Origin of the sequence: Streptomyces sp. NPDC002935, assembly GCF_040611295.1 — a bacterium.
Taxonomy (GTDB): Bacteria; Actinomycetota; Actinomycetes; order Streptomycetales; family Streptomycetaceae; genus Streptomyces.
The window spans coordinates 371,195-385,417 of the sequence record NZ_JBEXNW010000002.1; the positions used below are offsets into that span (position 1 = coordinate 371,195).

The window sequence follows — 14,223 nt, forward strand, 5'->3', positions numbered from 1 at the left end:
CCGTCGGGCCGATCTGGATCTGGGTGTCCATCTGCGGCCAAGCAGTGTCACTCAACTCTGGGAGGTCGGCTGTCATTCGCGGGTCATGTCCCGTCATTCCGGTCGGCCGTGGGGGCCCGCCTCGAGGGTTGCGCGAAGGCTGGCCAGGGTTGAGCCGATGCGGGCCAGGTCGTCGGGGGGAACCGCCACGGTCAGTGAGATGAGCTCGCTTTCGACAATGGGGCGGGATGCGGACAACCGCTCCTCACCCGCGGATGTGAGGCGGAGGACGGACGAGCGACGGTCCTGGGGGTGCGCGACCCGCAGGCACCAGCCCGCAGCCACCAGCCGGTCGACCGCCTTGCTGACGGCCCCCACGGTGATCGCCAGTTCGCCGACGATGTCGAGCACGCGGCACCCGGGCACGCGGTCGATGATCTCCAAAAGCTCGAACTGTCCCAGCCCCAGCCCTTGTTCGGCGCGCAGCCGGGCGCTCACCGCGTTGTAGAGCCGGGTCTCGACGCGGACCAGGTCGATGAAGATCGGGGTGATGTGGCTCACATTGGCCTTCCAGTAGATTCCCGGGAATCATCTTCCTTGGAATCCGGTTGAGACGGGCAGGTGGATTCCCAGGAATCCATCCTCGCACCCCGAACCATGGAGGCCCCACATGTCCCGACAGCAGCGTGACGCCCTGGACGCCATACTCCGTTCCGCCCCTCGCAGCGAGAAGCGGCCCACTCCCGAGGAGCAGCGCAGCGGTTTCGCCGCGGCCCTCACCCGCCCCGCGCCGGAGGGCGTGGTCACCCGCAGGACCGTCCTGGGCGGGCGGCCGGCACTGGAGCTGAAGCCGGCCGGAGCCTCCGGCCGCGGCCGGCTGCTCTACCTGCACGGCGGTGGCTACGTCATCGGCTCACCAGACACCCACGCAGGGCTGGTCGGTGAACTGGCCCGCCGCACCGGGCTGCGCGCGACGTCGGTGGACTACCGGCTGGCGCCCGAGCACCCGTTCCCCGCGGCTGTCGACGACGGGCTCGCGGCCTACCGCGAGCTGCTGGCGTCGGGCGCCGACCCACGGGACCTCGTCATGGCCGGTGACTCCGCCGGAGGCGGCTTGAGCATCGCCACGCTGCTCGCCGCCCGGGAAGCCGGGCTGCCGCAACCAGCCGCCGTGGTCGTCTTCTCCCCGTGGGCCGACCTCACCCTCGCTGGGGGAAGCATCCGTTCCAAGGAAAGCGCCGATCCCATTTTCACAGCGGCCGACGTGCGCGCCTGCGCCGATCTCTACGTCGGCGCAGGCGACCGGGCGCATCCCCTGGCCAGCCCGGTGTTCGCCGACCTCACCGGACTGCCCCCACTCCTTGTACAGGTCGGGGCGAACGAGGTACTCCTCGACGACGCGGTCCGACTGGCCGGCCGCGCGGGCGCCGACGGCGTCGAGGTCACACTCGAAGTCGGCCCCGGCCTCCCCCATGTCTTCCAGCACCACTACGGCCGCCTCGACGAGGCGGACGCCGCACTCGACCGCGCCGCCCGCTTCCTCACCGCCCACCTGAGCGCCGGCCGCCCGGGCGCCGACCATCTCGAACCGGTCCACTGACACCGACCCGACGGCCTCCCCGTGATGTCGGCGACGGCCACAGGAGCACCGTCGCCGACATCACGGGTTCAACTTCAGTAGCCCAGCAGTTCCCTGGCGCAGACTCAGTCCAAGTGATCAGCCCTGGAGAAGTCCTGCTCCTCCTGCAGACGTTCTGCCAACCTCTTCCTCGCCATGAACAGGTGCTTGCTCACCGATCCCGGGGCAAGCCCGAGCTGCTGGGCGATCTCACGACCCGACATGTCCAGGAAGAAGCGCATATAGAAGATCGCGCGCTGACGCTCAGGAAGCGCGCAGAGCAGTCGCCAGGCGTCGTGCATGGTTTCGACCCTGTCGAAGGCCTCAAGTTGCCGGGCGTCTATAACGTCGATTGTTTCATCAAGCGCTTGCGAAAAAGCTTGTTGATCACGTTTGGCATGACGTCGAGCCATCTGATTGGACAACGACCTGTACAGGTACGCTGCCGGCTGCTCAGGCTCTCCGTGGGACTGCCAACGAACGAGGAGCGCCGTGAACGTCTCTGCGATCACGTCTTCGGCTTCCGCCACCGGAAAGCCGTGTCGCCGCACAAACCTCAGCGCACGCCCGTAGTACGCCTCGAAGAACTCGCCGAAGTCCGGCCTCGGGTTCACGGAGTCCGCGAACCCAGACCGGACTTCATCAATCCGCTTAGAGGGAGCCACGCTCTTCCTGTTGAAGCACGGCGGCGGGAGTTCCCACACCTGAGGCTGCGCCGGCCAACAGCGCAGTGGACGGCATCGACATGGCCAAGGAATCTGCCGTCGACTGCGTGGCACCCTCCGAGACTACAGAAGGAGTCACAGAAGGCTGCAGAGCCGGCCCACTGTCTGGCGCCTTGTCACCTCCACCGAAGCGAACTCGGAAATCGATGAGGACCCCTCGCTTCCAAGCATCAGCAAGACCTTTGCCAGCTACGAACAGCAGTTGAAGGCTCAAGCTGCCGAAGGCTGCCGTGTTGACGTGGCTGTTGATCGACTCAAAGGCACCTCCGGAACCCGAAGTACCAGCCATCCTTTGCACGGCTTCTGTCAAGGTCAGAGTGACCACCGGGGACCACTTACCCGTTCGGCGGATCAAACCGCTCTGCGGCTTTTCACTGGTGTCGGCCATCGGCCAATACCTCACATCTGTGCGATGGTGCGGGACAACTGGCCAGTTGTCGGCGCTGCCGCCGCCCTTCCACTGGCCTATCGCGAAGGGCCCCCGGGGCTCCGGGCAGGTCGCCAACGAGGGTTAGCACCCGAGGAAACACGAAACAGAGAGTCACCGCAACGTCACTCTAGGGTGATGCCGATTACGTAATCGAGTTGTGACTACGGGCACGCCAAGCGCACTTGCCGACCGGAGGATCCGTTCGGCAAGTGCGCTAGCTGTGTGGTTGTCCCGCGGCTTCACTCGTCGGCGACTCTTTGCCCGGAGCCCAACATGCAGCCGCTACCACCGAGGAGCGTCGATGCTGTTGCCGCACACGTTCACCGGGATGTGACTCGGCGAACGCGGACGTTGCCGGAGAGGACCCCCGGCAAAAGCGCTCACATGAGGGAAGAGTCCGCACAGCACGCCAAGCAGTTAACCGCAGACAATCCCTTTACCAAGGCTTTGCCATCAGTCTGACGTCGGCGTCGTTGACCAGGCCCGGCGTCCAAGAAGGCGGCGTTGAAGCGCTACGTCGTTGCCGTAGACGGAGGTTACGCACCCACCGTTACCAGCGATGGCTGAGTCCGTGTTGCCGGACAGCGCTCCCGGCTCGCGAGCGCAGTGCCGTCTCAGACCGGAGGGGATGCAGCTTGCGGCTTCACGAGAGCCACGAGACCGGATCGAACGGTTCTTCAGCACCGTCTTCGTCAATGATCACAATCTCGCTCTCGACCAGACTGGTTGTCCTGGCGCTGACCTCCCGAGCCACTAACAAACGTCCAGGCGGTTGAGGCTCGGGGTCGACCGGCGCAGTCATCGCCCCTGTTCCCCTGCCCGTCTGGCTTCCAGACCAAGTCGCCGGGACTCGGTGAGGTCGTCGGCGATTCCCATCGCTATGAGCGCCGCACCAGGACCATGACCAGCACCGATGTAGCACCATTGCCTCTCAGTGACCACGCCTGGCAGATCCGCGTGGCCCACATGGCCTGCGCGTTCGGCGCGGAGTGCTGCGTACGTGGTCGAGTAAGCGCGGGACTTGGTCAAGATGTGGCCTCGGTAGCCGAGGGTGTGAGTCCAGTCCCGGAGTCGAAGGTGGGCGTACTCGGGCTGGTTACCCAGGCCCCAGCATGCCCGCATGAGCGTACGGACGTGTTCACTCACAGGTGCCGACTCGACCTCACCCCAGGTTGAAAGCGCGTGGTCGACGCCAGCCCCCGTCTCGCCCGCGCCCTTGGTCACGTACTTGGCCACGTATGCAGCAACCGCGTCATCGTCAGGCTCGCCGAGACCAACGCGTATGGGTCGGGCATCGACCTGAGCCCCCCACTGCAGGATCAACTCCCCTACAGCCGAGCTGTTTGGAGTGCGGACCAAAACGCGCCGTGCAGAAGCGTGTACGGCATCGAGAAGCACATCTGGGGTACCCCAGACAGGTGGTTCGCCGTCAGATCCGTTCGGGCCGTCGAGACGGACGACCGCGTGCACATGGACAACCGCGCGCTTCTGATACTCAGCAACACGGGCGAAAGACAGACGGGCGTGCCGGGAAAAGTGGGACTGTACGAGGCCAGCCGAGGAGGCGATGCGCCGCCGAACGTCGATTACGAATAGTTGTCGAGCCTCCACGGGACGGCAGGGGCGTTCTCGGCGTCTCCCCACAGGCACTCCTGCGATCTGCTCTGCGCGCCGAGAGCCTTGAGGACGGCAGCTGTTTCTTCCTGGCCGCCGTCCTTCAGAGCCTCCACGAGGCGCCTCACCTCAGTGCTCGAGTCCATTGGTTCGGAGCGCTCGTGACCGCCAGAGGCAGCAACTCCGGGCGCCGACTGAGCGAGCCCCCGTCACCGGCCCTTGGGCAGTGCCCGGCGGGTGCTCGACACGATGACGGCATGTTGTAGCCTCAGCGCGCTGACCAGCGCAGTCGTCTCGGATCCGGTTCCGATGCTGGTCCTTCGGAGGGGTGACGTGATCAAGCGAGTGCAGAAGATTGCCGGGGTGACCTTGGCGGTACTCGTCGCCTTGTCCGCGTGTAGCGGTACCAAGCCCAAGGAAGTGAAGTCCTCCCCGAGGCCGACATCGAGCTCCAGCAGCGAGGCCAGCACGCCTAAGCCTCAGAAGGACAGCGGCAAGGCTGATGCCGCACTCACCGATAGCTGGGGTTCCTCTCGCGCATCCATGAGCTCGGACGCCGAAGGCATGGCCATACTCCACATCAATGGCCCGCGGGTCGAACTGATTGGGTCTCACCGCTGTCGAGGCAAGGTGTCCAAAGAAGACGGGCTGAACGTCATCAGGCTCAAGTGCGATGACGGCAACACCGACCGGACTGTTGGAAGGGTGTACGGGCTGTCGGCGAAGACCATGACCGTTGACTGGGAGGGGTTCGGGGCCGACATGTTCCTGCGGGCTACGCACGCAACTGGTTCGGCCTGAGCGGACGAGTCAAGCCGTCGGCCCACGGGTTCGCTCCCCGGCGAACAGCAACGAGCTCCCCTTCCCGGTCAGGAAGGGGAGCTCGCAGGGTCGTACATGTCACGCAGAAGCCGATCCAGGCCTCAGACCCACTCCACCTCGGAAACGATGTGCAGCAAAGCCTCAGGGCCCGGCAGTGGCGTCCTGAAGGGTTTCGACGGCGCCGACGGGCGAGGTTCCGAAGCGCCGACCGCGGACAGCGCAGCCGTCACCTCGTCCTCGCTAGCCCCCGCCAGCGCCTCAATCACCCGATCGAGTGCCCCGCTCACGTCAGTGAGAGTGACCACTGGCAGCCGGAGTCGGACCCGCGTTCTTGACCGTCAGAGGCAGCAGCTTCTTGCCCGTCGGGCCGATCTGGATCTGGGTGTCCATCTGCGGACAGGGAGCCACCCATACCGTGTCGAACCGCCGACTACCGCTTTAGGGAACGAGGTTGGGCGGTGGGTGGAATGAGCTACGGAGCGGTGCGCCGCAGCAAGTGCACGCTCGTGCTGCCTTGTTGTCGCCGAGTCGCCCTGAGTCTGCGCATCTAGAGCCTGTCCGGGCGATCATTGGGGTCCCGCCACACAGCCGCGGGACGGCCGGACTGACGACTCAAGAGTGACAGAGCAGGTCGAGGACGACGGCCTCGACGTCGAGGGCGTCGAGATAGCGGTTGGCCTGTTCCCAGTGGCCGTCTGTGTCCGCGTCCATCCACGTGCCATCAAGGGTGACCAAGGCGAAGCCGGGCACGGCGCACCGGACCGACCACAGCCGGGCTTCCTCATGTTCCTGCGCGAAGTAGGCGACTGGGTCGTTGAGCAGGAACGACGTATCAAAGTGCGGGTCTCCCGCGACGGCCCTCTGGGCCACGTCCTGCACCAGTGGCTGGGCCAGATGCTCCTTCCTGGCGTCTGCCGGGGAGTACCTCTCAGGGTCGACCTCGTGGCGAGCGAGGAAGTCGGCGAGCGGGCGGGCTGGCGGGTGTATCGCGGCCAGCTCGGTCCAAGCGGTGAGCAGGGCGTCATGCGCGCGCGCCGCTCGGTCCCGCATACCGTCGAAGTCGAGCAGGCCCCGAGGCCCGCCATAGCATTCCAGCGGCCCGAGGCCATCGAGCTTGGCCTTCCTGCGCGGCACCGTTGAGGCGGTGACGAGCCTGCGGTCACCGTCGTGCTGAGGCAATACGAGGTAGGCATTGCCCGGGCTGGAGTGGATGGCCCACCAGTCCCAATGGCCGACCGGATTCCATTCCTCGGTGAGGTTGACGTTATAGGGCGCCATGGCGGCAGCTACAGCCTGCGGAATCTTCCGCGGCGCAGTCGGCGGCAGACACACAGTGGCGTAGAACTTGGTCATGCCCCGGAGCGTAAGCCGTGGGATTGTACCCGCCCATCCGACTGTCATCTCATCGGATCGCTGTCTCGGCGGGCCAGCCACCGCGGCGGGGCACTCCGCAGCGTCAAGCCCACGAATTCACGTGCCGCCAGACGTCAACGAGCCCCCTTCCCGGCGAGAAAGGGGGCTCGCGACACACAGTCACACACAAGCCGATACGGGCCTCAGACCCACTCCACCTCGGAAACGATGTACAGCGAAGCCTCAGGGTCCGGCCGGGGCGTCCGGAGGGGCGCTGACGACGCCGCCGGGCGAGGGGGCGAGACGCCGGCCGCGGACAGTGCAGTCGTCACCTCGTCCTCGCCAGCCCCCGCCAACACCTCAATTACCCGATCGAGTGCCCCGCTCACGTCAGTGAGAGTGACCGCTCGCGGCCGGAGTCGGACCCGCGTTCTTGACCGTCAGAGGCAGCAGCTTCTTGCCCGTCGGGCCGATCTGGATCTGGGTGTCCATCTGCGGACAGACACCGCAGTCGAAGCACGGGGTCCAGCGGCAGTCCTCGACCTCGGTCTCGTCGAGGGAGTCCTGCCAGTCCTCCCAGAGCCAGTCCTTGTCGAGGCCCGAGTCGAGGTGGTCCCAGGGCAGGACCTCCTCGTAGGTGCGCTCGCGGGTGGTGTACCAGTCGACGTCCACGCCGAAGGCGGGGAGAGTCTTGTCGGCGCAGCTCATCCAGCGGTCGTACGAGAAGTGCTCGCGCCAGCCGTCGAAGCGGCCGCCGTCCTCGTAGACGGCGCGGATGACGGAACCGATGCGGCGGTCACCCCGGGAGAGCAGGCCCTCGACGATGCCCGGCTTGCCGTCGTGGTAGCGGAAGCCGATCGAGCGGCCGTACTTCTTGTCGCCGCGGATCTTGTCGCGGAGCTTCGTGAGGCGGGCGTCGGTGTCCTCGGCGGAGAGCTGCGGCGCCCACTGGAAGGGGGTGTGGGGCTTGGGGACGAAGCCGCCGATGGACACCGTGCAGCGGATGTCGTTCTGGCCGGAGACCTTGCGGCCCTCGGCGATCACGTTCATCGCCATGTCGGCGATCTGCATGACGTCCTCGTCCGTCTCCGTCGGCAGGCCGCACATGAAGTACAGCTTCACCTGGCGCCAGCCGTTGCCGTAGGCGGTGGAGACGGTCCGGATGAGGTCCTCTTCCGAGACCATCTTGTTGATGACCTTGCGCATGCGCTCGGAGCCGCCCTCGGGGGCGAAGGTCAGGCCCGAACGCCGGCCGTTGCGGGTCAGTTCGTTCGCCAGGTCGACGTTGAAGGCGTCCACCCGGGTGGAGGGCAGCGAGAGGCCGATCTTGTCTTCCTCGTACCGGTCCGCCAGGCCCTTGGCGATGTCGCCGATCTCCGAGTGGTCGGCGGAGGACAGGGAGAGGAGGCCGACCTCCTCGAAGCCCGTCGCCTTCAGGCCCTTCTCCACCATCTCGCCGATGCCCGTGATGGAGCGCTCGCGCACCGGGCGGGTGATCATGCCCGCCTGGCAGAAGCGGCAGCCGCGCGTACAGCCGCGGAAGATCTCCACCGACATGCGCTCGTGGACCGTCTCGGCCAGCGGGACCAGCGGCTGCTTGGGGTAGGGCCACTCGTCGAGGTCCATGACCGTGTGCTTGGACACGCGCCACGGAACGCCCGACTTGTTCGGGACCACGCGGGCGATCCGGCCGTCGGGGAGGTACTCGACGTCGTAGAAGGCCGGGATGTAGACGTTGCCCGTCCTGGCCAGGCGGAAGAGGACCTCTTCGCGGCCTCCGGGGCGGCCCTCCGCCTTCCAGGCGCGGATGATCTCCGTCATGTCGAGCACGGCCTGCTCGCCGTCGCCGATGATCGCCGCGTCGATGAAGTCGGCGATCGGCTCGGGGTTGAAGGCCGCGTGGCCGCCGGCCAGCACGATCGGGTCGTCGAGCGTGCGGTCCTTGGACTCCAGCGGGATGCCGGCCAGGTCGAGGGCGGTCAGCATGTTCGTGTAGCCCAGCTCCGTGGAGAAGGACAGGCCGAACACGTCGAAGGCCTTCACCGGGCGGTGACTGTCCACGGTGAACTGCGGGACCCGGTGCTCGCGCATCAGCTCCTCGAGGTCCGGCCAGACGCTGTACGTGCGCTCGGCGAGGACGCCCTCGCGCTCGTTCAGTACCTCGTAGAGGATCATGACGCCCTGGTTGGGCAGGCCGACCTCGTACGCGTCGGGGTACATGAGCGCCCAGCGGACGTCACAGGCGTCCCAGGGCTTGACCGTGGAATTGAGCTCTCCGCCGACGTACTGGATCGGCTTCTGCACATGCGGGAGCAGAGCTTCGAGCTGTGGGAAGACCGACACGGCGGTTTCGGCAGGCATCTTGCGAACCTTCGTGAGCTGACTGGGGTACCCCCGGCCGGAGGCTGGGGCGGGTGACCATCAAGCCTAACGCGGCTGGAGCCACCCGCCGCACCGCCGACCGGACACCGGCCCCCGGACACCGGCCCGGGCCCCGGCTCCCGGCAGCGGCGTCAGACCGCCGCCTGCCTCTCGGTCGCCTCCCAGGCCTCCGGCAGCACCGCCTCGGCCGCCGCCGCCCGCTGTTCCTCGCGCCCGTACAGCACCCCGTAGGTGAACGAGCTCTCCCCCGCCGCGTGCGCCAGAGCCGCAAGTTCCCGCAGGGCCTCGCGGGTCATCACGCTGTCCTGGTGATCGCCGAGCAGGCCCTGCAGTGACTTCATCGACTTGACCAGGCCGGCGGCCGGTCCGCCCAGGGCCGGGGTGGCGGCTTCCGCGGCGTAGCGGGTGCGCTTGGCCTTCTTGCGGGCCTCGTGCATGGCGTGGTCGCGGTCGGCGCCCGGCGGCCGGTCCAGGGCCTCGCCGACGAGGTCGGCGACCTTGCCGAAGTCCTTGCGGACGGCCTTCGCGATCACCTTCGTGGGGTCGCCCGCGGCCGCCTTGAGCAGCGGCGGGTCGGTCACGAGCGCTTCGAGTGCGGTCAGCAGCGCCAGGTAGCGCTTTCCGTCCAGGACGGCGATCAGACGGCGCCGGGAGCCGCCGCGGCGGGCCTGCGCCCAGGTGCGCAGCCGGGTGCGGACGGGGCCGGAGAGCAGGGTGCGGGGCAGCTGGCCGAGGGCTTCGCTGAGCCGCTCGGTGAGGACTTCCTGGTCGCGGTCGACGCCGAGCTCGCCGGCCAGCCACTTCAGCTCGTCGCCGATCGGGTCGGTGACGGCGCGGTCGAGGATCTTCCCGTACGAGCGGAAGGTGCTGCGCATCCGGCGGGTGGCGACGCGCAGGCTGTGCACGGAGTCGGGGAGGTCGCGGCGGACGGCCGGGTCGAGTTCGACGATGGCGTCGTACTGGGCGCGGAGGTAGGCGAGGACGTGGTCGCCCGCGGTGACCGGCTCCTTCTCGGGGGCGGGCTCCTTCTCGGGGGCCGCTTTCTTGGCGCGCTTGGCGGTCTCGTCGAGGGCCTTCGCCAGTTTGGAGGGCGAGGCGGAGCGGTTCAGGCCCGCCTTGCGGAGTTTCTTCTCGACCTTGTCGAGGAAGGCGGGGTCGCCGTCGTCCGCGAGTTCCACCTCGATCTCGGTCCACGCGGCGGTGCCTCCGCCCCCGCTGAGCCGTTCCGCGCGGACCCGGTCGAGACTGACCTCGGCGAGCAGGGCGCCGGAGTCGTCGACGAGGTGGCGGATGTCGCGGGCCGACAGCAGGCGGACGAGGGGGACGAGTTCGGCGTCGCGTACGCGGGAGCGCAGGAGGCCCGACAACGCGCGGGGCACGGTGTCGGAGAGGGGGGCGTGGATCTCGTCGCGTACGCCCTCGGAGACGGGGAGTTTGAGGTGCCAGCCGGCGTCGTGGCCACCGGTGCGGCGGCGCAGGGTGAGGGAGGCGGCGGCAAGTCGCTGGTCGGGCGTGTCGTAGTAGGTGGCGTCGAGTTCGGCGACGCCCTTGTCGACGACCCCCGCGACTCCGGGGACGCCGCTCAGATCTGGCAGGTCGGCGCCGCCCTCGGTCGCGGGACCTTCGTACTTACGCTCGATCTCGCGCTTCGTGTCCGCCATGAACCGAATCTAGACGCGTTTGCGGGCCGTGGGCAGTACCCAATCGGCCCCGACTTGGCCAGGGACCGTCTTTTCCCGTTGGACCGGGTGTCGCCTCGCGTTTTCCGGGGCGACACCCGGGGTCCATCTAGGCCGACATCGGGCGCTGCACCCTGATCGACTGCAGGAGGCCCACCGCGACCCACACGGCGAACATGGAGGATCCGCCGTAGGACACGAACGGGAGGGGCAGGCCGGCGACCGGCATGATGCCCAGGGTCATGCCGACGTTCTCGAAGGACTGGAAGGCGAACCAGGCGATGATTCCGGCGGCGACGATCGTGCCGTACAGCTCGGTCGTCTCGCGGGCGATGCGGCAGGCGCGCCACAGGATCACACCGAGGAGCACCAGGATCAGGCCCGCGCCCACGAAGCCCAGTTCCTCGCCGGCGACCGTGAAGACGAAGTCGGTCTGCTGCTCGGGCACGAACTGGCCCGTCGTCTGGGAGCCGTGGCCGAGGCCGGTGCCGAAGAGGCCGCCGGAACCGATGGCGATCCGGGCCTGGTTGGTGTTGTAGCCGACGCCGGCCGGGTCGAGTTCGGGGTTGGCGAAGGCCGCGAAGCGGTTGATCTGGTACTCGTCGAGGATGTGCAGCTGCCAGACGGCGATCGCTCCGAGGGCGCCCGCGCCGATCAGGCCGAACACCCAGCGGTTGGAAGCGCCGGAGGCGAGCAGCACGCCGAGGATGATGATCACCATGACCATGACCGAGCCGAGGTCGGGCATGAGCAGCACGACCATGATCGGGACGGCGGCGAGGCCGAGGGCCTGGAGCACCGTCCGGTGGTCCGGGTACGGCTTGTCGCCGGCGTCGACCCGGGCCGCGAGCAGCATGGCCATGCCCAGGATGATCGTGATCTTCACGAACTCCGAGGGCTGGAGCGAGAAGCCGCCGCCGAAGACGATCCACGCGTGGGCGCCGTTGACGGTGGCGCCGAGCGGGGTCAGCACCATGAGGATCAGGAAGACCGAGAGCCCGTACAGGATCGGCACGGCCGTGCGCAGGGTGCGGTGGCCGAGCCAGATCGTGCCGATCATCAGGCCGAAGCCGATGCCGGTGTTCATCAGGTGGCGGATGAGGAAGTAGTACGGGTCGCCCTGGTTGATCTCGGTGCGGTTGCGGGTCGCCGAGTAGACGAGGGCCGCGCCGATCATCGAGAGCGCGACGGCCGACAGGAGTATCGGCCAGTCGAGCCGGCGGGCGAGCGAGTCGCGGGCGAGCAGACGTGTCCAGCCCGCGCGCTCGGGTCCGTACCCGGAGACGGAGAAGTTGTTGGCTCCGGTCATGTCAGGATCCTCAGCACCTTGGTCGCCGCGGTCGTCATGTCAGGATCCTCTTCCCCCGCCTCTTGTGCGGGCGGGCCGTGCGCCTGCGGGTGTCGCGGTTGCCTCCGGTGGGTGAGGCCGTCGTGCCCGCGGGCAGCTGCTGGTCGGCGGTCCCGTCCTTGGGTGCCTGGCTGGCCTGCAGGTCCTTGACCGGATCCTTGGAGATGGCCGGGGAGTCGATCGTGCCGTCGGTCTGGACCTTCGGCAGGCTCTTCTGCGGGGTCGGCAGCAGGGCCTTCTTCTTGTCGATGGCCCCGTCCGCGGAGACGCCGTAGAGCGCGTTGTAGATCTTGCGCACGGCCTCACCGGATGCGCCGGAACCCGTACCGGCCTGGGAGATCGTCATGATGATCGTGTACTCCTTGGAGTACGTGGCGAGCCAGGACGTGGTCTGCTTGCCGTAGACCTCGGCGGTACCGGTCTTGGCGTGCAGCGGGATCTTGTCCTGCGGCCAGCCTCCGAACTTCCAGGCGGCGGTACCGCGGGTGACGACACCCGCGAAGGCCTCGTTCATGCCCTTGAGCGTCGCCTTGCTGACCGGCAGCTTGCCGTTCACGGTCGGCTTGATCTCCTGGACGCTCTTGCCGTCGGCGCTGACGATCGCCTTGCCGATGGTGGGGGCGTAGAGGGTGCCGCCGTTGGAGACCGCGGAGTAGATGGCGGCTTCCTGGACGGGGGTGACGAGGGTGTCGCCCTGTCCGATGGAGTAGTTGATCGAGTCGCCCTCGCGCATCTTGTTGCCTTCGAGGCAGTTCTCGTACGCGATCTGCTGGACGTAGGTGCCGCCCCTCTTACCGGTCTTGCACCAGGAGTCCTTGTTGGCCTTCCAGTAGTCGGCCTTCCACTTGCGGTCGGGGACGCGGCCGGTGACCTCGTTGGGGAGGTCGATGCCGGTCTCCTTGCCGAGTCCGAACTGGTGGGCGGTCTTGTAGAAGAAGTCCTTGGGGGTCTTCTTCGGGTTGATGCCGCCGTCCTTCTTCCACTCGTTGTCGGCGAGGCCGTAGAAGACGGTGTCGCAGGAGACCTCCAGCGCCCGGCCGAGCGAGATGGGGCCGAAGCTCTCCCCCTCGAAGTTCTTGAAGACCTGGCTGCCGACGGAGTACGAACTCGTGCACGGGTAGTGGCCGTCGAAGTCGTAGCCGGCCTCGACCGCGGCGGCCGTGGAGACCACCTTGAACGTCGAACCGGGCGCGGACTGACCCTGTATGGCGCGATTCAGCAGCGGGTAGTTGGACTTCTTGCCGGTGAGCGCGGTGTAGTCCTTGCCGGAGATGCCGCCGACCCAGGCGTTCGGGTCGTACGTCGGCTGGGACGCCATGGCGACGACACGGCCGGTCTTGGCCTCCATCACCACGACCGCGCCGGAGTCGGCCTTGTAGTTCTCGCCGGTGATCTTGTCGAACTGGGTCCGGGCGACCTTCATCGCGTAGTCCAGCTCGTACTCGGCGACGCGCTGGACGCGGGCGTCGATGCTGGTGACCAGGTTGGCGCCGGGTTCGGCCTTGTCGCTTTTGGCCTTGCCGATGACGCGGCCGAGGTTGTCGACCTCGTAGCGGGTGACGCCGGCCTTGCCGCGCAGGGCCTTGTCGTACTGGCGCTCCAGGCCGGAGCGGCCGACCTGGTCGGAGCGGAGGTAGGGCGAGTCGGTGTCCTTGGCCTGGGTGATCTCGTCGTCGGTGACGGGCGAGAGGTAGCCGAGCACCTGCGCGGTGTTGGACTTGCCGGGGGCCGCGTAACGGCGCACCGCCTCCGGTTCGGCGGTGATGCCGGGGAAGTCCTCGGAGCGCTCGCGGATCTGCAGGGCCTGGCGCGCGGTGGCCTCGTCGGTGATGGGGATCGGCTGGTAGGGCGAGCCGTTCCAGCAGGGCTGCGGCGTCTTGGCGTCGCAGAGACGGACCTTCTGGATGACGTCGTCGGGCTTCATGCCCAGCACACCGGCGAGCTTGGTGAGGACGGCCTTTCCGTCGTCCGCCATCTTCAGCAGGTCGGTGCGCGAGGCGGAGACCACGAGCCGGGTCTCGTTGTCGGCGATCGGCACGCCTCGCGCGTCCAGGATCGAGCCCCGTACGGCGGGCTGCACGACCTGCTGGACGTGGTTGCCGGAGGCTTCCTTGGCGTACTCGTCGCCGTTGCGGATCTGGAGATACCAGAGGCGTCCGCCCAGGGTGCCGAGAAGGGAGAGTACGAGAATCTGGATGACGACGAGTCGGATCTGGACCCGTGGAGTCCGACCGGTCTCGGGAATGTTGGTCACTGCTGCTGCCTCCCCCTCT

At 67.6% G+C, this 14,223-nt stretch carries 12 protein-coding genes; 2 read left to right on the forward strand and 10 right to left on the reverse strand.

Features of this window, described 5'->3' with window-relative positions:
* Nucleotides 1-93 precede the first annotated feature (93 nt).
* Nucleotides 94-540: a MarR family winged helix-turn-helix transcriptional regulator gene (locus ABZX90_RS03780; RefSeq protein WP_351119642.1), complete on the reverse strand. Its 447-nt coding sequence runs from the start codon at nt 538-540 to the stop codon at nt 94-96.
* 109 nt (nt 541-649) lie between these two features.
* Here ABZX90_RS03780 and ABZX90_RS03785 point away from each other — a divergent pair, with 109 nt between their 5' ends.
* Nucleotides 650-1,579, forward strand: a complete 930-nt coding sequence (locus ABZX90_RS03785) for an alpha/beta hydrolase (protein WP_355201234.1) — start codon at nt 650-652, stop codon at nt 1,577-1,579.
* Between the two features lie 104 nt (nt 1,580-1,683).
* Here the strand turns inward: ABZX90_RS03785 and ABZX90_RS03790 are convergent, their stop codons facing one another.
* From ABZX90_RS03790 to ABZX90_RS03805, 4 genes are all read right to left on the reverse strand, one after another.
* Nucleotides 1,684-2,211 carry a sigma-70 family RNA polymerase sigma factor gene (locus ABZX90_RS03790; RefSeq protein ID WP_355201236.1) on the reverse strand — a complete coding sequence of 176 codons (528 nt, stop codon included), beginning with the start codon at nt 2,209-2,211 and terminating at the stop codon, nt 1,684-1,686.
* 37 nt (nt 2,212-2,248) lie between these two features.
* The gene (locus tag ABZX90_RS03795; RefSeq protein ID WP_355201238.1) at nt 2,249-2,710 is read right to left on the reverse strand and encodes a hypothetical protein; all 462 of its coding nucleotides are present in this window, start codon (nt 2,708-2,710) and stop codon (nt 2,249-2,251) included.
* An 840-nt stretch (nt 2,711-3,550) separates the two neighbouring features.
* Nucleotides 3,551-4,402: a replication initiator gene (locus tag ABZX90_RS03800; RefSeq protein ID WP_355201240.1), complete on the reverse strand. Its 852-nt coding sequence runs from the start codon at nt 4,400-4,402 to the stop codon at nt 3,551-3,553.
* Nucleotides 4,339-4,482, reverse strand: coding sequence for a hypothetical protein (locus tag ABZX90_RS03805; protein ID WP_355201316.1), 144 nt, complete (start codon nt 4,480-4,482; stop codon nt 4,339-4,341). The genes ABZX90_RS03800 and ABZX90_RS03805 overlap by 64 nt, the downstream gene beginning before the upstream one ends.
* 217 nt (nt 4,483-4,699) lie before the next feature.
* On the opposite strand from ABZX90_RS03805, the gene ABZX90_RS03810 reads away from it, so the two are divergent.
* Entirely contained in the window at nt 4,700-5,167 is a 468-nt protein-coding gene (locus ABZX90_RS03810) for a hypothetical protein (RefSeq protein ID WP_355201242.1), read from the forward strand.
* Nucleotides 5,168-5,800: 633 nt separating this feature from the next.
* Here the strand turns inward: ABZX90_RS03810 and ABZX90_RS03815 are convergent.
* The 5 genes from ABZX90_RS03815 to mrdA all read right to left on the reverse strand — a co-directional run bounded on the left by ABZX90_RS03815 (nt 5,801) and on the right by mrdA (nt 14,204).
* Nucleotides 5,801-6,541 (reverse strand): hypothetical protein, encoded by a 741-nt coding sequence (locus ABZX90_RS03815; protein WP_355201244.1) that lies wholly within the window; start codon nt 6,539-6,541, stop codon nt 5,801-5,803.
* Between the two features lie 390 nt (nt 6,542-6,931).
* Nucleotides 6,932-8,902 carry a TIGR03960 family B12-binding radical SAM protein gene (locus ABZX90_RS03820; RefSeq protein ID WP_351119646.1) on the reverse strand — a complete coding sequence of 657 codons (1,971 nt, stop codon included), beginning with the start codon at nt 8,900-8,902 and terminating at the stop codon, nt 6,932-6,934.
* Between the two features lie 152 nt (nt 8,903-9,054).
* Nucleotides 9,055-10,584 (reverse strand): CYTH and CHAD domain-containing protein, encoded by a 1,530-nt coding sequence (locus ABZX90_RS03825; RefSeq protein ID WP_351119648.1) that lies wholly within the window; start codon nt 10,582-10,584, stop codon nt 9,055-9,057.
* A gap of 127 nt (nt 10,585-10,711) precedes the next feature.
* Nucleotides 10,712-11,911, reverse strand: a complete 1,200-nt coding sequence (rodA, locus tag ABZX90_RS03830; protein WP_351119650.1) for a rod shape-determining protein RodA — start codon at nt 11,909-11,911, stop codon at nt 10,712-10,714.
* Nucleotides 11,912-11,945: 34 nt separating this feature from the next.
* Nucleotides 11,946-14,204 (reverse strand): penicillin-binding protein 2, encoded by a 2,259-nt coding sequence (gene mrdA, locus ABZX90_RS03835; protein ID WP_351119652.1) that lies wholly within the window; start codon nt 14,202-14,204, stop codon nt 11,946-11,948.
* Between the last annotated feature and the right edge of the window lie 19 nt (nt 14,205-14,223).

Excerpts from the sequence above, each read along its gene's own strand:
- ABZX90_RS03825 (WP_351119648.1), bottom strand. The coding sequence starts at position 10,584 with ATGGCGGACACGAAGCGCGAGATCGAGCGTAAGTACGAAGGTCCCGCG.
- ABZX90_RS03820 (WP_351119646.1), bottom strand. The coding sequence starts at position 8,902 with ATGCCTGCCGAAACCGCCGTGTCGGTCTTCCCACAGCTCGAAGCTCTG.
- ABZX90_RS03785 (WP_355201234.1), top strand. The coding sequence starts at position 650 with ATGTCCCGACAGCAGCGTGACGCCCTGGACGCCATACTCCGTTCCGCC.
- ABZX90_RS03795 (WP_355201238.1), bottom strand. The coding sequence starts at position 2,710 with ATGGCCGACACCAGTGAAAAGCCGCAGAGCGGTTTGATCCGCCGAACG.
- ABZX90_RS03815 (WP_355201244.1), bottom strand. The coding sequence starts at position 6,541 with ATGACCAAGTTCTACGCCACTGTGTGTCTGCCGCCGACTGCGCCGCGG.
- rodA (WP_351119650.1), bottom strand. The coding sequence starts at position 11,911 with ATGACCGGAGCCAACAACTTCTCCGTCTCCGGGTACGGACCCGAGCGC.